Origin of the sequence: Butyrivibrio sp. NATIVEDY162 (assembly GCF_045999815.1) — a bacterium.
Classification (GTDB): Bacteria; Bacillota; Clostridia; order Lachnospirales; family Lachnospiraceae; genus Butyrivibrio.
The window spans coordinates 1,769,741-1,790,850 of sequence record NZ_CP172573.1 but is presented as its reverse complement, the minus strand read 5'-3'; the positions used below and the strand labels follow the sequence as shown (position 1 = coordinate 1,790,850).

The window sequence follows — 21,110 nt, the reverse complement described above, 5'->3', positions numbered from 1 at the left end:
TACGCAATTATAAGGACGTAACTAAATGAAAACAGTCACTCATCGCGTAAAGTTCATATTATATCTGATTCTTATGCTGATAAGTCTCTTCCTGGGCGGTGTTGCGATCGCCTACCGGTGGGAGATTTTATGGGTACTGTTTTTCACGCTCCTTTTTGCGCTTTTCCTTATACTTGCCGGATATGTTTATATGTCCAGTCAAAGGGACAGTGCTTATGATGTCTTAAGAAAACAGAAGGCTCACGATGAAGAGGATGCCAGGAGGCGCATAGAATATTTCGCCAATATGTCCCATGAGATCAGGACACCCATAAATGCCATTCTGGGATATGATGAGCTGATCTTGAGGGAGTATAACGACCCTGCCCTCAGGCAGTACGCTTATAACATTCGCTCTGCGGGGAATACCCTTTTATCCCTGATCAATGATTCACTTGATTACTCCAGAATTGAAGCTGGAAAGATGGAGCTTTTCCCAAATGAGTATGATCTGTCTGTGGTGATTGAGGACATGATGAGCCTGATACGCCCAAGGGCACTGGCTAAGGGACTTAACCTCAAGGGATATGTCAATGAAAATATCCCGCGAAGACTTTACGGCGATGCTGACAGATTAAAGCAGTGCATAGCGAATATTCTGACAAACGCAGTTAAATACACAGAAGATGGAGAGATAGATTTCTCTGTTGACTATGAAAAAATAGAGTCCAATGCCTCTTTTGATAATCAGGAGATCCTTCTTAAGGTTGCGGTCAGAGATACGGGTATAGGAATTAAAAAAGAGGATTTACAGAGACTGTACAGACCTTTCGAGAGAATCGAAGAAGAAAAGATAAAAACCATCGAGGGTAGCGGACTTGGTATATCGATTGTAAGGCAGATCCTGTCACTTATGGGCTCTGAACTACAGGTTGAGAGTATCTACGGTGAGGGAAGTAATTTTCATTTTGCAATTAAGCAGAAGGTAGTGGGAAGCGAGCCTATAGGTGATTTTGAGCAGACCTATGCCAGAAGCGTAATGGATAAGGACCACTTTACCATCAGCTTCACTGCTCCTGATGCGAAGGTTCTTGTGGTGGATGATGCTGAACTGAATCTTGCAGTTATGGAGAGTCTCCTTAACGGAACAGGAATCCAGGTTGATTCAGCACTTTCAGCCCAGACAGGACTTGAGCTTGCCATGCAGAATAAGTACGACATAATTTTTATAGACCTGATGATGCCCGGAATGAGCGGAAGAGAGATGACATCAAGACTCAAGGGCACTGAAGGGATAAATTCAGACACCACCTGTATCGCATTAACTGCAGGTGCGAGACAGGAAGTAAGAAGTGAGTACAAAAAACAGGGCTTTGCGGATTATCTGTTAAAGCCCGTGGTATTCAAAGAGCTTGAGTCAATACTTCTTCGCTATATTCCTGATGAAAAGATAGTAAAGAAGAGCAGCTTTTCGGCTAAAAGAAAAAATCCGGGACTTCCTGTTTTGGCATCAGAGGAAAAGTTTCAGGAAGCCCTTAAGATTCTGTCTCAAAGAGAGGCCTGATTACATAAACCTTTTTATCATAGGGGTGAACATAAATTGATTCTTAAGTACAACATTTTTCTGGAACTGGCAATGATTCCGCTGGATTTTATATTGTGTACGTTTTTTTTGATTCGGTACAAGGATGATACAAGAGTAAACAGAGAGTTCAAACTTCTGGCTTTGCTTGTGCTTTCCGGTACCGTTATTGATGTTGTAAACGCAATTGTCATGAGCTATGGCAGCGCAATCCCGATTTTTCCAAGATATGTACTGAATGCTCTTAATTATATATCTGCAACCCTGGGAGCGTTTCAATTTGTCAGATACGTCATTTCCTACGTGGGAGAACAGTATAACAAAACCACAGGTGCTTTTATCAACAGAGTGCTGCTGGGTATTTATGGGATGATAATCCTGTTTAATGTGTTCTTCGATACCGTGTTTTATTATCTTCCAACGGGAGAACTTAAGGCTGGGCCGCTTTTCATGCTGGTTGTCTATGCGTATCCGCTTTATTACATCCTGTGCGGAGGCGTGTTCATATTGAGCCACAGTGAGAGCTACGCAAGGAGGATGAAGTTTGCGCTGGCTGTAACCTTTGTTTTTGTGGTTGTTCTCTATGCGATTCAGATGTTTTTCTATCAGAGCCTTCTGGTTACGTTCTTCGGGGCATCTCTTGCTATGCTTGTAATGTTCCTCACATTGGAGACCCCTGATTATGCGAAACTGAGGAGAACCCTTGAGGAGCTGTCAGTATCAAAAAGAGAGCTTGAAGCCTCGAGTATCAGAGCGACAGAGGCAAGCCTTGCCAAGTCCAGATTCCTGGCGCAGATGTCAAATGATATCAGAACGCCCGTAAATGCAATAATGGGGTATTCAAATCTGATCCTGGCTGATACGGAAGAGGAAGCCACCAAGGAATATACGAGAAGAGTCAAGATATCGGCAAAACGTCTTCTCACCTTCTTTGAAAACGTTTTGAATTATGTTTCAGAGGAGGCAGATGAAAATGGTCCAAGACGTCTTCCTTCCATGGCTGAGCTGATAGAGAGAACGGATGAAAACGAATTTATCGATTCTGAAAGCTCTTCGTCCGGATCCGGAATAAGCGGAGCATCACAGATGAGAATTCTGGTTGTGGATGATACCCCCATGAACCTTGATCTGATGGTGCGAATGCTGACACCTATGGGATTTGCGGTGGATACTGCTGCTGATGGACAAAAGGCAGTGATGCAGGTAAGAAAATTCAGATATGACCTCATTTTCATGGATCATCTGATGCCTGTTATGGACGGCGTGGAAGCTCTAAAGCAGTTGCGCGACGAGAGACTGTGCGACAACACACCTGTGATAATGCTTACTGCCAATGCCATAGCGGGGCAGGACGAAGCGTATTTAAGCAAAGGATTTGCAGCATATCTCACAAAGCCCTTTACAGAGGATATGGTACTTGATATTCTTAAGAAATTTTTATCAGGAAAAGGCGAGATACTAAGCGGTGAGATGGACCTCAGCGTATGGGAGAGCATGCAGGAAAAACTGCCTATGCTGCGGGTTGCCGGCGCTCGGGAGTATTTGCTTCATGACATTAAACTATACAAAGAAATTTTGGAAAAATATGCTGCTGAGGATTTCAGCTCCGAATTATCCGCTGCCATAAGACAGGGAGACTATTCTGAAAGTCTTGCAAGAATAAGAACAGAGCGCGATAAAGCGATGCTTATAGGTGCTGACAATCTTGTGAAAATGGCAGACAGACTCGAGGCCCTTTGCAGAAGGCAGGAGTTTGAACTTCTTCGCGAGAGGATAGGAGCATTTGTTTCTGAGAGAAATACACTTACAGATGCCATAAATAAAGGCTTGTAGGAAAACCTTATAAAAAAGACTTTGGGGGATAATAATTGAGTAAAAAGATACTGGTAGTGGATGACTCTGAGACAGAGAGACTTTTTATCACGGAAATAGCAAAGAAAATTGAAGATGTAGAAGTTGACGATGCATCGGATTTTAAAGAGGCAAGAGATAAGCTCTCTGAAAATAAGTATGATCTGATACTTATTGATGCCTACATGCCTGAAGGCGAAGGTGCAGGGCTTTGGAAAAGTGTTCTTGATGATGACCTCCTTGGAGATGAGGGGACAAACGCCATTATAATGGGGCATGAATCTGACTTTTCAAAGGAATATCTTGCAGAGCATGGCTTTGTGAATTTTCTTGAAAAGCCGATAGGGTTTCATATGCTAAAGGCCGCAATATCACTGTATGCTTAAGGCACAGATTGGACCGGGTTCTCGCAAAGCGAGGGGCGTGTCCTTCCAAAGACAGGAGACTGTCAGCCGGGCTGACTAATGAGGGGAAAACATGATACTTCACAATTTGTCCTTTGGGCTATCAGCTATCTTATATGACATACTGATTTGCCTTTTCTTAACAATGACATATACCGATTCTTCGCAGACCACGAGGGCATTTAGACGATTTGCATATTACCTTATGGCTGCAACTGTGATAGATACTGCCGCCGCTGCTGCAGAGATGTATGCCGGTGTGGTCCCTGCAGCGGGACATTATGTCATACATTCGCTTAATATTCTGTCAGCTACTGTTGCTGCGAATTCTTACGCTGAGTACATAGTCGCCTGTGCCAAGGTTGATATTAAAGATACGCTTCTATATAAAATCAATCTGGCTGTGATCATTATCCAGTGCTTCATGATGGTGCAAAACGTCTATACGGGTAATGTCTTTACCATCCTGGAGGATGGCAGCTATATAAGGGGGATGATGTACCTTGCATGTTCGCTTCTCCTTCCTTTTTATTATATAGTTCTTGCCACCGGCTTTGTTCTGGTGAACAGAAAAGGATATACACTTTTGCAATTATTCAGCATAGCAGTGGCAACCATTATGGTTTTAGCTATCTATATGCTGCAGATGGTATGGCTTAAAAATGTGGTTCTGATATTCTTTGCTGCATCTGTTGCACTTCTTATATTGCTTTTTACGCTGGAGACGCCGGACTATCACAGACTTGAGAAGACCATCGGAAAGCTTGAACTTGCTGAGAAGGAAGCTTCTGAAGCCAGGAAAAGAGCAGAGGAAGCCAATGAGGCTAAGAACGACTTTTTATCACAGATGTCTCATGAAATAAGAACGCCCATAAATTCTATTCTTGGTTTTGATAACCTGATCCTTGAAAATACCAAAGAGGCAAAGGTCTCTGAATATGCTTCCAAAATAAAGGGAGCAGGCGAGACACTTCTTGCGTTTTTCAATAACCTCCTTAATCTGATCGCACAGGAGCCCGGTGAGGATGTGGATGTCAGCAAGTTTTTCGATTATTCGGCACTCCTTGATACGGATATCGACGAAACCATAGTGCCTATAATGCCTAAGGCGCAGGTGCTTGTGGTGGATGATAATGCAATGAATGTGGATCTTCTTCTCAAAATATTAAATAAGACTGAGGCGCAGATAGACACTGCGGTTGACGGACAAAAGGCTCTTATGAAGCTAAGGAAAAAGACCTATGATCTTGTGGTTATGGACCATATGATGCCGATAATGGATGGAGTTGAGACTCTGAGCATCATGAGAGAGGAGAGGCTAAGTAAGGATGCTCCGGTTATTATGCTGACTGCAGGAGGCCTTCGCGGGGACGAAGAGCGCTTTAAGGAGCTTGGATTTGATGCTTATTTGTCTAAGCCTGTTGTTGCGGATAAGCTATATGACCTTCTTATAGATATCATGCCATCGAACCTTATAGAGCAGAGAGCATCACTTGAGCACCTGTTTTATAAGGAAAAAGAGAAAACATCTGCCGAGCCGGCTTCGCCTGTAAATACTGCGCAGATAATGACGCCTGTTATAAACAAAAGGAAACTTGATGAAATTTTCCCACAGCTGTGTGTGGAGGATGGGCTTAATTTCTGCATGGGTGATGAGGAGTTTTATGTATCTCAGATCCAGATGTTTGCAGAGAGCAACAAAGGTGAGGAATTGACGGAGTTCCTTTCAAAGAATGATTTTGCGGCATATCTGATATCTGTACATTCATTAAAGAGTACGGCAAAGACAATTGGCGAAAGCACCTTGGCTGAGGAAGCACTTGCTCTTGAAAATGCCATAAAGGAAGGTAAGACTGATATTGTAAGAGAGGCTCATCCTGCTCTTAAGGAACATTTTGATAAACTAAGTAAAGAGCTCCTTGATGGAGTAAAGGAGTATTCCGAGGATGATAAGGATACCGGTTCTGATGACCTTATGAAATATCAGAATGACTTTGCAGGTGCGGGGCTTCCCGCGCAGATACTACTTGCTCTTGCAAATACAGTGGATTCAAGGGATGTCAATAATCCGGGCAGATCCATGAGAGTTGCAAAGTATTCTACTGAGATAGCAAGAAGGCTAGGAAAAGGTGAGAACGAGCAGCAGAATATTTACTATATGGGGCTTGTCCACGATATAGGAAAACTCATTATCCCTGAAAAAATCCTGAGAAAACCTGACAGCCTTACAGAGGATGAGTCGGAGATCGTAAGGCAGCACCCTATTATCGGCTATGAAATACTAAGGAATATATCCGAGATGCCGGGGCTTGCAACGGGCGCCAGATGGCATCACGAAAGATATGACGGGACAGGTTACCCTGACGGACTTGCGGGAGAGGAGATTCCTATTGAAGCCAGGATCATAGGTATTGCTGATGCCTACGATGCTATGACTTCAGAGAGACCCTATGCACCCGTTATGCCGCCGATGCGCATAAAACAAGAGCTCGAAAAAAACCGCGGAAAGCAGTTTGATCCGGCTCTTGTGGATGTTCTTATAGCTATGATTGATGAAAATTAAATGTTTTTCATAGAGTACTCGGCAAGCATCCTGGATGCTTCCGGGATGCTCTCTCTTCTGATGTGGACAGAGTCGCCATCCTTCATGATAAATACCTGGAGGCTCCTGTCCACACTTTTTACATGTGCCAGATTTACCAGATAACTCTGATGACAGCGGATAAATGAATCATCAGGTGTCTGAGCCTCGATGTTATCAAGCTTACCCGTCAGCTGTAAAGTTGCGCCATTTGCCATATGAATGTAGAGGGTGTGTGAGCTCTGCTCAACGTAGCATATCTTTTCATAGGAAAAGGTCATGTCCTTGCCGCTTATCCTTACTGTAACACCACCCTGTGAACCCTTCATCTGAGCAGCGAGCTCCAACACCTCACTGACTTCAACGGGATCAAACGGTTTCATAAGGTATCTTATTACGCGGTTTTTGTATCCTTCCATGGCGTGATCTTTGCTGGAAGTGGCAAAAACTATAGGCACGGACCCATCAACACTCCTTATCTTGCTGGTAGCATCGATACCGCCCATTCCGGGCATCAGAATATCCATGAAAATGAGATCATATACGCCCGGACGGAATGAATTCAGGAAATCTTCACCGGATTCAAAGGCATTGACTTCAGTACCCGGACGGCTTTTTTCGATAATAAATTGAAGTTGACGCCTCTGTGTCATCTCGTCATCACAGATAGCAACCTTGATTATGTCAGAATCAGCCATTTTATGTACCCCTCATGTATGTAACCTGTTATGGAAAAGCGACAAAAGTGTAAGCTGTTTACCATATATATAATAATATCATAAAAATGTAGTTTTTTGACAATGAATAACATGTTTATAACATTTGTCAAGTACGAATTATGAATGAAACTGTTCATATTCCGTCATTTATGGGCATGTAAAAGTGTTTATAATTTAAAGTGATTATTTAGAGTCGTTCGAAAATAATTAAAGTCCTGTAGAAGTTTTGGACGAAAGGTGATGGGGAGATATGAGACAATACAGTTTGGGTTACAGAATGATCACGTATATGTGCATTCTAATAGGCATTTGCGTGATCAGTCTGTCCCCATGCTGCGGGATGCATGCGAGCGCTTTGCTTGTGTACCGCAACAAAGTGATTTTTACAGCACCGAGTGCTGAGAAGATATTTGACGGCACTCCGCTTACAGAGCAGATAGATGTGACTGCACAGGGACTCCCCGAGGGCTTTACTTACAAAGCAGTGGCTGAGGGGAGTGTTACATATCCTGAAGACAATAGAGAAAATAACAATATAGTTACCGATTATATGATATTTGATCCCAGTGGTCTTAATGTTACAGACAAATTCGTCAATGTGGAGCTGCGACCCGGCACACTCAGAATAAGTGAGAAGAAAGCTGTGCTTGGAGCTAAGAGAGACGAAAACGGTGACGAGATAGATACTTCAGAATTAGTGGTAGAAGAATCCGACGAATCTACAGTTGGAGAAACTGTAGAAATAGATGATGAAAATACTGCAAAATCTGATAAAATAAAAAAGACAGATACTTCAATTGAACTTATTCTATACAGCGTTTTGATAATAATAATGCTTGCTGTCTTTGTTATTTTCATTATGGATAGCAATAAGATGAGGGAAAAATGAAATCTATTCAGGAAAAGATAACCCTGCTTACGACAATAGCAATTCTGATGGTTGCTGCTATTGCCGGTGGAACAGCTATTCTGACACTCAGGCAGGCAGGTGATTATGACTCGGCTCAGATTCTGAATCTTACCTGCCAGACTGAAGCAAACTCAATCAATAGAAGTTTATTGGACACTGAGGAAGCCGTCAATATTCTTGCCGACTATGCTGTCGAGCGCCTTTTTTCTGTTGAAAAGCTGGCGAATGATGATACTTACAGAGATAGTTACACCGTCCAGCTTGGCAATCTTTTTTCAAATATCGCTGAAAATGTTCCCGGTATAGTTTCATATTATGTGCGCTACAATCCTGAAATAATGCCTTCTACAAGTGGGGTTTTTTATAGAAGAGATACCAAGAATGATGATTTTTTCTATGAGGAGCCTACAGATATAAGTACATATGACGAGGATGATATTGAGCACGTGGGATGGTGGTATATTCCTGTCAGAAGCGGAGAGCCTACATGGATGGATCCATATCACAATGCAAACATTGATATGGAATTGATCTCCTACATTGTACCGCTCTATGAAAATGGAGTACTGATAGGTATAGCCGGTATGGACATAGATTTTTATGATCTGGTGAATCGTGTTAAGGATATAAAATGCTATGATACCGGTTACGCATGCCTCATCGATAGCCAGGGCAAGATTATTTATAATCCCAATTTTGAATCCGGAACAACACTGGAAGATATGAAGATTAACGGGATACTGGCATTTGAAAATGACAGTAACGGAGTTGAACCATTATCATATACCATGGGCGGAGTGAAGAAACAGCTGGCATATAGAACATTGTCAAATGATATGCGTCTTGTCATAACCGCACCTAAGAGCGAGATTATGTATATGAGCAACAGACTCGTGAAAAGTGTGATTGTTTCAACTATTATAGTATTGCTGATTTTCCTGTTCATTACTATAATGGTAAGCCGCAGAATTACGAAACCGTTAAAGAGCCTTGCACATGTAGCAAGAGAGATAAATGATGGAAAACTGGAAGTAACTTTCCCTAAGGAAACCAAGGATGAAGTTGGTGATCTGACTCATGCCATGGAAAAGATGGTTCATCACTTAAAGCACCACATCGATGATCTGAATTCACTTGCTTATCACGATTCCCTTACGGGCGTTAAAAACAAGACTGCATATGATGATGCGGCATCCAAGCTGGATATGCAGAAAGGTGAAAAGGAATATGGTATCGTAGTATTTGACGCAAACAATCTTAAAAGGATCAATGACACATATGGACATGAGCGCGGTAATATATATCTTCAAAATGCATGCCGACTCACCTGTAGAATATTTAAAGGTAGTCCGGTATTCAGAATTGGCGGAGATGAATTTGTAGTAATTCTTCAGGGTGATGATTACGACAACTGTTACAAGCTTCTCAGAGATTTCGATGTAGAAGCTGAACGTCATAATCTTGAGACTGAGAATGAGTGGGAAAAGATAAACATCGCAAAGGGAATGGTGAAGTACGATCCCGAAACTGATTCGAATGTTGAGTCTGTTTTCAAACGGGCAGATGCAAGAATGTATGTTGCCAAGCAGAAAATGAAACTGGCTGAGATGGGATAAAACAGAATACTATAATTATAGAAGAAAAAGCTTTTGAAAAACGTTAAGGGCCGTGGAGAAATCCATGGCCTTTTATTTATGTTAAAAATGGTAAATATGCATGAAAAAATCATAAAATAAAAAACACAAAACAAAATCTTTGTCAAGTACGAAATATGAAGGGTTTTGTTCAAATTCCGTAGCTTAACATAATATCTAATTTTGTATAATGTATGGTATAAACTTGTAGTTATTTTTTTATATTTTCATGAAGGGGGAAAATTCTATATGCGCAAGAACATCGCAAGAAAGCTTGCTATGCTTCTGGCACTTGTGGTACTTGTAACTACCTGCGGGTCAGATTACAACAGTATCTCAGTTCGTGCTACCTCAGAAGAAGCAGTCACAGATTCTGATGAGCAAGCAAATTCCACAGAAGATAATGATTATAGCTCGCTTTTCACCGAAGGTATTGGTGATGAGCAGCCTGCAGAGACAGAAGATGTTTCTGAGGAACCGGCTGTAGAAGAGACTGCGCCGGAAGAAAATGTTGAACCGGAAGAAGCTCCTGCAGAGGAACCTCAGGAAACGGTTCAGGAGGAGACTACAGAGGAAACTCCTGCAGAAGAAGCAGCTCCCGCAGAAGAAAATGCAGATGCTCCCGCTGAGGAAGCAGCTCCTGAAGAAGCAGCTCCAACAGAGGAGACTCCCGCAGAAGCTCCTGCAGAAGAGACACCTGCTGAAGCAGTAGAAGCTCCTGCAGAAGAGACACCTGCTGAAACAGTAGAAGCTCCTGCAGAAGTAAGGAACGTAACTGTTACTTATACAGCTACTAAGGGTGGTAAGGTTTCAAGAGATTCTGAAACCATCGATCTCAACGTTGAAGGTGCAGCATTTGAGGGTGCTACAGCTACAGCAAGAAGCGATAAGTATGAGTTCGTAAACTGGACAGATGCTGAAGGAAACGAAGTATCATCTGAGGCTACTTTCGTTCCTGCAAATATCGAAGCAGATGCAACATTCACAGCTAACTTTAAAGCTGCTGAGAATATTGCTGAGGATATGCCTGCGCTTTCAGTAACTGATGTACACGCAGGTGGTTTGATCGTGTCTATAAGTGCTGAAGAGGGTATTTTCCCTAAGGATACAGAAGTATCCATTACAGGCATTTCAGATGATCAGGCTATCACTACTGCACAGGGCAAGCTGGGCGAAGATGTAAAGGCAGCTAAGGGTGTTGATATTACCTTTAATTATGAAGGTAAGGAAATTCAGCCTGCTGATGACAGATATGTTCATGTAGAACTCAAGCTTGATGAAGTACTTGAAGGTGATAGCTTTACCGTTCTTCACGATCATGATGGCGATGTTGAGACGATAAATGCTGATATTAAAACAGAGGATGCTAATCAGGATGCTGGTGACGATACAAAGATTGCTACAGAGGTTAGCTTTGATTCAAACCAGTTCTCAGTTTATATTGTAGTCAGTGAGGGCGAGGAAGATGAAAATGCCAGACTGAATGTTAAGTTTGTAAACGGAGAAACTGAGATTGCTTCTGTTTATGTAAAAAAGAACGACCTTGTAGCCGGAGATGACGGTGTTGTTCATTTTGATGACATTGTTTATGATCCGGGTGTTGGTGAACTTGATGAAGGCGTTATGTTCCGCGGATGGACTCAGAACGCAGATTATGATACGAAGACACCGGAGCTTGATATCGATGGTGTACGTACAGAAGTCAAGGAAATGCTCAATGAAGGCGTTGCAGAAGGTGCTTCAATTACATACTATGCAATGCTGTTTAAAGCATATAACGTTTCTTATCTCGATGATCGTAATGCATCATTGGGATCAAGTGAAATAAAATTCCGTGCAGATGACAGTGCGGAGTATCAGAAGTATACCGTTGATATGTTCTATAATCCTGGTGATGAAGAGCACGCATTCGCGGGCTGGCTTGTTCACGAAGGAACTACTAATATCAAGGGATATACAGAAGGTCAGAATTATCCCAATGAGACAGAAATTGAGATAAAGGGAAATGTTGTATTTTCAGTAAATGCACCAGCAGGACATTGGCTTGTCTTTAATGAAAACGGAAAAGGTGCCACCTATAATGCACCTGTATTCCTTAAGACCAATGAAACAACTACAGAGCCCGAAACTGCAATGAATCGTCTTGGGTATACTTTTGGGGGTTGGTATGATTCAAAAGCCAACGCTGATGCGCATGGTAATAATCCGTCTGTAACGACTGGAAAGTTTGTATTTGGAAATACAATCAGCGATAAGACTACTGTTTATGCAAGCTGGATTCCGGCTACAAACTCAAATTATACTATCCTGATTTGGAAACAGAACATAACAGCTGACGGATATGACTATGAAGAAGCAATAAATCTGACCGGCAGGACAGGAACAACTGTGAATACAGTTGTTCAGAGGGGGACCGGTGATGGAGCTTATGTTGTTATAGATGGAACAGAAAAAAAATATACAGGCTTCCACCTTAAGAGTTATACAAAAAATGTTACGATTACTCCGGAAGGTACGGCAGTAGTAAATGTATATTATGACAGAAATGAGTATACATTTACTTTCCAGGCGAATAAAAATAAGAGATTTGATCATGTAGGTGATGGAGTATATGTGGCTTCAACTCCCAGGACTACAATTTATACAGTTAAGAGATTGTATGATCAGGATATTAGTGATATTTGGGAATTTACAGGATCTGATGGCGTTAAATATCCTGAAACATCGCCGGTAACTTCATGGACACCATCCGGTTCGTCAACATATACTCAGCGTATTACTCGAATGGAGCGTATGCCGGCTGAGAATATTACATTTGCGCTTACCCATACGAATAAAACTACGCGATATTTCCATTATTACATTGAAGCCCCGGAGGGAGCTACTGGGACCAGAACGTATAAGGGAAAAAATTATATTCTTTATAAAGATCTGCCCAATGACTTTTACCGTGTTTACTATAACGATGATTTCTGGATACTGAAAGGATATACAAGGGAAGCAATTGCCAAGAGTGATGACTCAACTGTTAATCTTGCACCCGGAGGTTATAAGACATGGGATCAGCTTAATGGTGGCAGTGGTGATAAAGATAATCTCTATTTCTATTACACAAGAAATAAGTATTCCATCAACTATATGGATGGTGGATATTTTGACGGAAATGGAAACCCGATTGATGAGACAAACAGAGGACAACTTGGAACAGAAAAGAATATAAAATATGAAGAGGATCTGTCTTCATATAATAAGGATGGAGAACATTACTTTAAGCCTACATATAGCACATATGTGTTTGAAGGATGGTACATGGATGAGGCATGTACGCAACAGTATACATTTACAACCATGCCTTTGGAAGGTATTACGGTTTATGCTAAATGGAGACTGATTCAGTACCGTGTATTCCTTCATCCTATGGCAGGAACGGATTCTACTCTTAATTGGGGATCAGAAGATCAGGCGATGAACTTCCGTATTTCATGTGGTAGTACTGTATCTGTTCCTAATAAAGCTCTTAGGTCAGGATATGAATTTGCGGGATGGTATAGAGATCCTGAATATAAACTTGGCTTTAATGCTGAGGCATTTGTTTTAAATGAAACTACAGTTAAAGCTGAATATAATAAGGCTACTGATTTAACTGATCCGATGGATAAGTGGGGCAACGGCGCTACTACTAATGCCGATGTTGATCGTCCCTGGATCACCAAAAAGCTGGATCTTTATGCAAGATGGCGTTTAACTCTTCCCGGAGCTACAGGTATTGGTATCGTTTATGATGCAGCAGGCGGAAGCCCTGCACCTAGTGATACAAATCTGTATGCCGATACAGCAATGGCTGCTGCAGGTGCTGCTCCGACTACTACACCTGATATAGAAGAGGGTGGAAAGACATATGAATCTCGCTTCTCACATTGGGTAGTTCAGGCGTGGAATGAGACTGCAGACAGTTATGAAGATACAGACGTTACTGTTCTTCCGGGTGCAACCTTTGAAGTTAAGAAAGCAGATGCCCGCGTACAGGATTTACCAGATGATAAAAAGTCCTATACAATCCAGCTTCGTGCAGAATATGTAAAGGTAGAAAAGTCAGTTCCTACTCATATCACATGGTATAACAACTATGATGGTGGCTTATATCGTACAGATGAAGACCTAGAAGTAAATGCATCTGTTCCTGTTTATGGATTGGGAGAAGACGAAAGCATTCCTCAAAGAGCAGGATATATATTCAAAGGATGGGCCAGAGAAGAGGAGTCTGTGGGTACAACTACAGATTCAAAGACGCTTTTCATAACCTATGACTCTACTACTGGATATAGTGATGCTAAAGTGGCTGCTGATGAGAAAGCTCCATACCATGCACTCTATGCTGTTTGGGAAGCCAAAAAGCTGGTGATCACTATTGTTGGTAATAGTGATACAAAGGCATACAACGGAACAGAACAGTCAGTAACCGGAATTAAGTCCATCACAATTAAAGATGAGGATGGAAACGATGTAGAAGGTGTTACACCGGATCAGATAACATTGGCAGATGGAAGTAGTATAGATTCTGTAAGTGCTAGCGGCACAAATGTTGGCACATATAACATGGGTCTTCCAAATACTAGTTTTAAGCTTAACAATGAAAACTTTGCTGATGTTGATTGGGTTGTTACAGATGGAACACTTGAGATTACACAGTTAAAAGTAAAGGTTACCATCAAAGGTCATACAAGTTCTGTTGATTATGACGGACAGGAGCATACAGTTACAGGATATGACTTTAGCTCAGATAATGCCCTTTACACAGAAGATAAGGTTTCGTTTAGCGGAACTGATGAGGCTACAAGAACTGAGCACGGCAAGACAGAAATGGGCCTTAAAGATTCTGACTTTACAAACGATGATACAACGAACTTTGATGTAACATTTGATATAACAGACGGTTATCAGGAGATCAATAAGCTTGCTGTAACTGTAACAATTACCGGTCACAATGATACTAAGCAGTATAACGGCAGTGAACAGAGCGTTCAGGACTATGATGTAAGCATTAGTAATGACCTCTATAAAGAAGAAGACTTCAGCTTTAACGGTACTGCTTCTGCATCACGTACAGACGAAGGAACTACCTATATGCTTCTTAAGGATCCTGCTGAGGAAGGCGGAGCAGAAGGAAGCAAGTTCACTAATAATAATGAGAACTTTGATGTTACATTTGATATAACAGACGGTTATATTACGATTACGCCTGTATCTGACAAGGTAACAGTAACTATTACCGGTCATAAGCTTGAAAAAGATTACACAGGTGAGACATTCTCAGTTGAAGGATACGATGTATCAATTGACAATGAATCATATACTGAAGCAGACTTTAGGATGAAGGCAGATCTAACCACTAAACTCGAAAGCGCAGACGTATGCGATCTTTCAATGGGACTTACATCTGATTGCTTCGAGAATATAAACGATAACTTTAAGGATGTTGACTTCATAGTTACTGATGGATCACTTAAGATCAATCCTGCTAAGGTAACAGTAACTATCACAGGTAATACTGATAGTAAGGTTTACAATGGACAAGAGCAGAGTATTGAAGGATATGATGTTCAGATCAGTAATCAGCTTTATACAGAGTCTGATTTCACATTTAGTGAAGATAAGGCTGAGGCAAAGGGGACAGATGTCGGCACATATCCGATGAACCTTAAGGAAGATGGAACTCAGTTCACAAATACTAATGATAACTTTGAAGTAACCTTTAGCGTAACAAATGGTGAACTTGAGATTACCAAGCTTGCTGTAACAGTAACTATCACAGGTGAAACCGATAGTAAGGTTTACAACGGACAAGAGCAGAGTATTGAAGGATATGATGTTCAGATCAGTGATGAGCGTTATACAGAGTCTGATTTCACATTTAGTGAAGATAAGGCTGAGGCAAAGGGAACAGATGCTGGCACATATCCGATGAATCTCAAGACTGATGGAAGTCAGTTCACAAATACTAATGATAACTTTGATGTAACTTTCGATGTAACAAATGGTGAACTAGAGATTACTCCGGTAACATCAGAGATCACGGTTGAGATTACAGGTAATAATGATTCTAAACCTTATAATGGCGGAGAACAGAAGGTAGAAGGTTATACTGTTAAGATTACTGATGCATCAAATCTGTATAAAGAGGATGATATCGAGTTCACAGGTGAAGCAATAGCAAAGGGAACAGACGTAAAGAGAGATGCTGAAGGTAAAGTAGATAAATATCCTATGAACCTTTCAGAGTCACAGTTCAGCAATAAGAACACCAAGAACTTTACGAACGTTACATTCTCAGTTGAGGATGGCTACCTTGAAATAACACCTGTCGAGGTTACAGTAACAATCACCGGACATAATGACACAGTTACTTATGATGGTGAAGAACACGCTGTTAATGGTTATGAAGTAGAGATTAGTGATGATAATTACACTAAAAATGATTTCACATTTAGTGGTAATGATTCTATCGCTGAGACAGAAGTAAAGAGAACAGAAGATGGTGCTGTCGACAAATACATGATGGGCCTTTCTAAGGACGACTTTACTAATACTAATGATAACTATGATGTAACCTTCGAAATTGCTGAAGATGGTGATGGATTCCTTCAAATCAATCCTATTACTGCAACAGTGCAGATTAAGGGTGATCATGTTGAGGCAGTATATGATGGAGAAGATCACACAGCTGAAGGATGGACAGTTGAGGCTAAGAGCAGTGACCTTGTAAATGTAGATTCTATCGATCTTGTTGATAAGGAAGCAAAGGTCACAGCTAAGGACGTAAAGCGTAAGGAAGATGGCTCAATTGACAAGTACATGATGGGACTTACAGCAGATGACTTCAAATATAACAGTACAAGTATTGATGTAACATTTGAGGTTGTTGATGGTTATGTACTTATCACACCTGTTGAAACAGTAGTTGTTACTATTACCGGTGCTAAGGAAACAGCTGAATTTGATACTACTGAATATAAGGCTGTAGGTTATGAGGTTAGTTCAACTGATTCTAATTACACAGAGGCTGATTTTGAGTTCGATCCTACAGGACTTACACTTGATGATGGTAAGCCTGCAGTAATTGAGAGTCATGTAAACAGGGATGAAGAAGGTAATGTAATTCCTTATCCTATGGGACTTAAGGAAGACGGAACTCAATTTAAAAATACTAACCCCAACTACGATAAAGTACAGTTTAATGTAACTGATGGATCACTTACGATAACTCCTGTTTCTGTGACTGTTACAATTAAAGGTCATACAGAAGTAGTTCCTTATAACGGACAGGAGCAGACAGTATCAGGCTATGATATTGAAGTTGATAGTACTTTCCTTAATAAAGAGGAAATCCAGTTTGACGGAACAGATGAAGTTACTAAGACAGATGTAAACAGAGACAGTGAGGGCAAGGTAATACCTTATCCTATGGGACTTACAGAGGATATGTTCTCATGTGAAAACGGTGATTTCGATATTGCTTACAGTATTACAGACGGATCACTTACAATTACACCTCACAAAGTTAAGGTTGATGTAATTGGTAATAATTATGAGACCATGTACGATGGTACTGAAAAGAAGGCTATAGGATATACTATTAATCCACTTGATGGTGAGGCTAGTTCAGGAGCTGTTATTTCAGGAGAAGAAACATCTTCATCTTCTGTAGATGTTAAGAGTCTGTTTGATGAAACAAAGGTTGTATATACACCTGATGAAACCATCGTAATGGATGAGGAAACCAAGAAGCCTGCAGCTGTAGGAACACTTGCAAATTCTGATAATAAGGAATTTCCTGAGAAGTATCCTATGAACCTTGCAGCAAGTCAGTTTAGCTATGATGATCCTAACCTTGATGTAACCTTTGAAGTATCAGAGGATGGATGGCTTAAGATCAACGATCGTATTGGTGGAGACCAGTACAAGCTGAGAGCTATCACTGATGATGAGACAAGAGTTTATTCCGGGCATACTTATGTTGGTTCTGAGTTTGCATACAGATTAGAAGAAGATAAGGGTCCTATAGAGAAAGCTCTTAATGCAGCAGTGGATGTAGCTAAGAACGTTCTTATTTACCTGAATGTTCTCGAGGCAGAGCCTGAAGTAACAGGAAGTGCAGTTACAGTAAATGGTGTAGAGTACTCAGTTTCAGGACTTGCAGTTGATGTAAGTGCAAGAAATGTTGGAGATTATGCTCTTGCTATTACCGGAGAAGAGACCTTTGTAGTATTGGATAAGGATGGAAATGATGTAACAAGACAGTTCGCTAAGCCTATTACTAAGGACGAAGGAACTCTTAAGATTACACCTATGAATATCGAGCTTATATCCGCATCCGATGAAAAGGTTTATGACGGATCACCTCTTACAAATCACAATGTTACAGCTAATCCCGGATGGGTTGATGGAGATAAGGTAACTTATAACTTCACAGGTAGCCAGACAGAGGAGGGATCAAGCCAGAACCTGTTCACAGCAGTTGCAGATAAGGTAGTACTTGATAACTACAACATCACATATACATATGGTACTTTGAAGGTAACAAAGCCTTCTGAGTCAAATCCTCCGGAAGATCCTAAGGATGATGACACCAAGAAGGATAAGAAGAAAAAGAAGACACCTACAACACCCAAGAAGAGAAATGACGAGGGCGATGGAACAAACGACAACAGCAGCAATGGTAACGGTAATGTACTTGGCGCAAAGAGATCTGCTGAAGACCCCGCAGTTCTTGGAGCAAAGAGAGGCACCGGTGAGGGATCTGCAGTCCTTGGCGCTAGACGCGGAGGAACAGATGACAGCACTGATACATCAAGAGTAATCGTTCTTCTTATCGCAGCCGGAGCAGTTGCAACACTTCTTGCTACAGGCAAAAAGCGCAGAAGTCACGAAGAGTAATAAAACTTCATAAGCTTTAAAGCTAACAGGAGCCCTGCCGGAAACGGCAGGGCTCCTTTATGATATTTGATTGTATCAATAAAAATTTATGAAAATAGTGTCTTGCCTTATATACGTATTGGTGATAAACTATGTTCCGCTACAAAGATAAACGAGTGTTAAATCCTTCCCACTCGCAAAGGTCAGTAGTTTGATCATTAAACCCTAAAGGAGAAAAATAATGCAAAACAAAAAGATTTTATTTATGACTCAGGCAGCTCTTATTGCTGCTATCTACGTTGTGCTCACTATGATGGTTGCACAGGTTAACCTCGCTAGTGGTGCAATTCAGTTCAGAATTTCAGAGGCTCTCTGTGTTCTGCCATTCTTTACACCGGCTGCGGTTCCGGGTGTGATCATTGGATGTTTCCTTAGTAATATTTTGATAGGAAGTGCACTTCCGGATATTGTATTCGGTACTCTTGCTACAGCTATTGGAGCATATTTTTCCTATAAGCTTAGAAATAACAGATTCCTTGTAACACTTCCTCCGGTCATTTCAAACATGATCATCATTCCCTTTGTTTTGACCTATGCTTACAAGATTCCCGGTGGAATTCCTTTCCAGATGCTTACAGTAGGAGCAGGAGAGGTCATAGCATGTGTGATTCTTGGATCAATCCTTATCACTGCGCTTATCCCTGTAAGAAAGGCGATATTCGGGAGTGGAGATGAAGTCGGATGCAGAGAAGTAGGTAAGACCGTATAATGAAACAAAAATCAGGATGCATTTGCACCCTGATTTTTTTCTGCTACCATTTGCATATTCGTTGATGGTAGCAGAATCTAGATTTCCTTTTCTTCTGCTACTATTTGCATGTCCGTTGATGGTAGCAGAGGCTTTTTCTGTTTTTTTCTGCTACCATTTGCATGTCCGTTGATAGTAGCAGAATCCTGATTATAAAATAGACCCCAAGAAGTGGACACAGCTAAAATACATTTTGGCGGTACTTTAAACAATGAATCCTACATGTGGACACAAAACTGGCAGGAATTATTTATAAAAAATGTCGTCATCCCAACATGTGGACACGGATTCAGCTGTCTTTGCTGATATAATTAGCAAAGGGGGACATCTCATGAATCAAAAAAAGAAACCAAGCTACACAGATGAACAAGTCAAAATTCTATCTCAGAATCCTTATACACATGTTGCTATGCCTAATAAAATAACATTTACCCTTGAGTTTAAGGAGTTTTTTGTTGATCAAGTAAACAAGCACGGGCTTTCAACAACAAAGATTCTTAAGGCTGCAGGGTATGACACTTCACTATTCACAAGGGCTGCAATTGATAACATACGCAGGAGAATTCTTGCAGAAGCATCCTCTCCTGAAGGCTTAAAACCTCCAAGAGGGTTATCACAAGCCGAGCGCACTGAGGCCTTTGCCAAAAAGAATCTTGATGCTCAGAGAACTTCAACATCCATTAAGGAGATGCAACAAAGAATCGTACATCTTGAACAGCAGGTTGAGTTTTTAAAAAAAATTCAAAATATATATCTTCATCCTCCGGGAAACTAGTTCATCAGAAGGAATATATATTTAAAGCCATCCAAAGAGAAGTCAGCTCTAATGACAGTTGTCTGGATGTAAAGGAACTCTGCGAACTCGCAGGTGTATCGCGCTCCGGGTATTATCGCTACATATCAGAGGTTGCTTCACAACACCGTCTCCAGAGTGAAACTAGGGATCTTCGGGATTTTGCTCTTATAAAACAAGCATATGACTTTAGAGGATACGCCAAAGGATATCGAAGCATATGCATGAGGCTTGTCAGAATGGGCACGGCCATGAATCACAAGAAAGTCATCAGGCTTATGCGAAAGTATGGCTTAAAATGTCCTATTCGAAAAGCGAATCCCTACAGGCGCATGGCAAAAGCGCTCAAGACAAATGCTGTTGCTCCGAACCATGTACAACGTCAATTCAAGAGCCATGGACCACGACAGGTGCTACTAACAGATATAACCTACATTAGATTAAATGACGCTTTCTGCTATCTATCAGTGATTATTGATGCTTACACAATGCAAGTACTGGCTTTTCAGCTTAGTGAATCACTTGAAATAGACTTTGTTCTTGAAACAGTGCGTCAACTAATGAGAAATCACTTATACTCATTGAATGCTACTACATTCATTCACAGTGACCAAGGCTGTCACTATACTAGCGTTAAGTTTAGAGATCTTATTAATGACACAATCCTCACACAATCCATGTCCAGAAGAGGAAACTGCTGGGACAATGCTCCACAAGAGAGTTTCTTTGGACATATGAAGGATGAACTTAGCCCATATATAAAAACCTGGAAGACATTCGATGACGTCCAGAACAGAATAAATGACTGGATTAACTATTACAATAACGATAGGTATCAGGTGCAACTACAAGGAATGGCACCAAATGAATACTATCATTATAAAGTAACCAATCAACTACCATCAGCATTGGCAATAAATACTGCCAAAAAATAAT

11 protein-coding genes are annotated in these 21,110 nt (G+C 41.1%); 10 read left to right on the top strand and 1 reads right to left on the bottom strand.

Going from position 1 to position 21,110, the window contains the following annotated elements:
* The first annotated feature begins 25 nt into the window (after positions 1-25).
* The 4 genes from ACHCNF_RS07320 (at position 26) to ACHCNF_RS07305 (ending at position 6,379) form a co-directional block, all read left to right on the top strand.
* Entirely contained in the window at positions 26-1,543 is a 1,518-nt protein-coding gene (locus ACHCNF_RS07320) for an ATP-binding protein (RefSeq protein ID WP_408072132.1), read from the top strand.
* 36 nt (positions 1,544-1,579) lie between these two features.
* Positions 1,580-3,394: a response regulator gene (locus ACHCNF_RS07315; protein ID WP_408072131.1), complete on the top strand. Its 1,815-nt coding sequence runs from the start codon at positions 1,580-1,582 to the stop codon at positions 3,392-3,394.
* 35 nt (positions 3,395-3,429) lie between these two features.
* Complete coding sequence (locus ACHCNF_RS07310) at positions 3,430-3,798, top strand: response regulator (protein WP_408072130.1); 369 nt, start codon at positions 3,430-3,432, stop codon at positions 3,796-3,798.
* A gap of 91 nt (positions 3,799-3,889) precedes the next feature.
* The gene (locus ACHCNF_RS07305) at positions 3,890-6,379 is read left to right on the top strand and encodes an HD domain-containing phosphohydrolase (RefSeq protein ID WP_408072129.1); all 2,490 of its coding nucleotides are present in this window, start codon (positions 3,890-3,892) and stop codon (positions 6,377-6,379) included.
* On the opposite strand, the gene ACHCNF_RS07300 is transcribed toward ACHCNF_RS07305, so the two are convergent.
* A complete protein-coding gene (locus tag ACHCNF_RS07300) occupies positions 6,376-7,095 on the bottom strand; it encodes a LytR/AlgR family response regulator transcription factor (RefSeq protein ID WP_408072128.1) in 720 nt (239 codons plus the stop codon). The genes ACHCNF_RS07305 and ACHCNF_RS07300 overlap by 4 nt on opposite strands.
* A gap of 271 nt (positions 7,096-7,366) precedes the next feature.
* On the opposite strand from ACHCNF_RS07300, the gene ACHCNF_RS07295 reads away from it, so the two are divergent.
* From ACHCNF_RS07295 to ACHCNF_RS07270, 6 genes are all read left to right on the top strand, one after another.
* Complete coding sequence (locus ACHCNF_RS07295; RefSeq protein ID WP_408072127.1) at positions 7,367-8,005, top strand: hypothetical protein; 639 nt, start codon at positions 7,367-7,369, stop codon at positions 8,003-8,005.
* A complete protein-coding gene (locus tag ACHCNF_RS07290; RefSeq protein WP_408072126.1) occupies positions 8,002-9,642 on the top strand; it encodes a sensor domain-containing diguanylate cyclase in 1,641 nt (546 codons plus the stop codon). The genes ACHCNF_RS07295 and ACHCNF_RS07290 overlap by 4 nt, the downstream gene beginning before the upstream one ends.
* Before the next feature lie 267 nt (positions 9,643-9,909).
* The gene (locus ACHCNF_RS07285; protein WP_408072125.1) at positions 9,910-18,594 is read left to right on the top strand and encodes an InlB B-repeat-containing protein; all 8,685 of its coding nucleotides are present in this window, start codon (positions 9,910-9,912) and stop codon (positions 18,592-18,594) included.
* Between the two features lie 220 nt (positions 18,595-18,814).
* Complete coding sequence (locus ACHCNF_RS07280) at positions 18,815-19,342, top strand: QueT transporter family protein (RefSeq protein ID WP_408072124.1); 528 nt, start codon at positions 18,815-18,817, stop codon at positions 19,340-19,342.
* A 370-nt stretch (positions 19,343-19,712) separates the two neighbouring features.
* Complete coding sequence (locus ACHCNF_RS07275) at positions 19,713-20,156, top strand: HTH domain-containing protein (protein ID WP_408072123.1); 444 nt, start codon at positions 19,713-19,715, stop codon at positions 20,154-20,156.
* Entirely contained in the window at positions 20,132-21,109 is a 978-nt protein-coding gene (locus tag ACHCNF_RS07270) for an IS3 family transposase (protein ID WP_408072201.1), read from the top strand. Before ACHCNF_RS07275 ends, ACHCNF_RS07270 begins: the two co-directional genes overlap by 25 nt.
* Position 21,110: the final 1 nt, after the last annotated feature.

What these genes read in the sequence shown, in the direction of transcription:
- ACHCNF_RS07320 (WP_408072132.1), top strand. Translation starts at nt 26, where the DNA reads ATGAAAACAGTCACTCATCGCGTAAAGTTCATATTATATCTGATTCTT.
- ACHCNF_RS07305 (WP_408072129.1), top strand. Translation starts at nt 3,890, where the DNA reads ATGATACTTCACAATTTGTCCTTTGGGCTATCAGCTATCTTATATGAC.
- ACHCNF_RS07300 (WP_408072128.1), bottom strand. Translation starts at nt 7,095, where the DNA reads ATGGCTGATTCTGACATAATCAAGGTTGCTATCTGTGATGACGAGATG.
- ACHCNF_RS07295 (WP_408072127.1), top strand. Translation starts at nt 7,367, where the DNA reads ATGAGACAATACAGTTTGGGTTACAGAATGATCACGTATATGTGCATT.
- ACHCNF_RS07290 (WP_408072126.1), top strand. Translation starts at nt 8,002, where the DNA reads ATGAAATCTATTCAGGAAAAGATAACCCTGCTTACGACAATAGCAATT.
- ACHCNF_RS07285 (WP_408072125.1), top strand. Translation starts at nt 9,910, where the DNA reads ATGCGCAAGAACATCGCAAGAAAGCTTGCTATGCTTCTGGCACTTGTG.
- ACHCNF_RS07280 (WP_408072124.1), top strand. Translation starts at nt 18,815, where the DNA reads ATGCAAAACAAAAAGATTTTATTTATGACTCAGGCAGCTCTTATTGCT.
- ACHCNF_RS07275 (WP_408072123.1), top strand. Translation starts at nt 19,713, where the DNA reads ATGAATCAAAAAAAGAAACCAAGCTACACAGATGAACAAGTCAAAATT.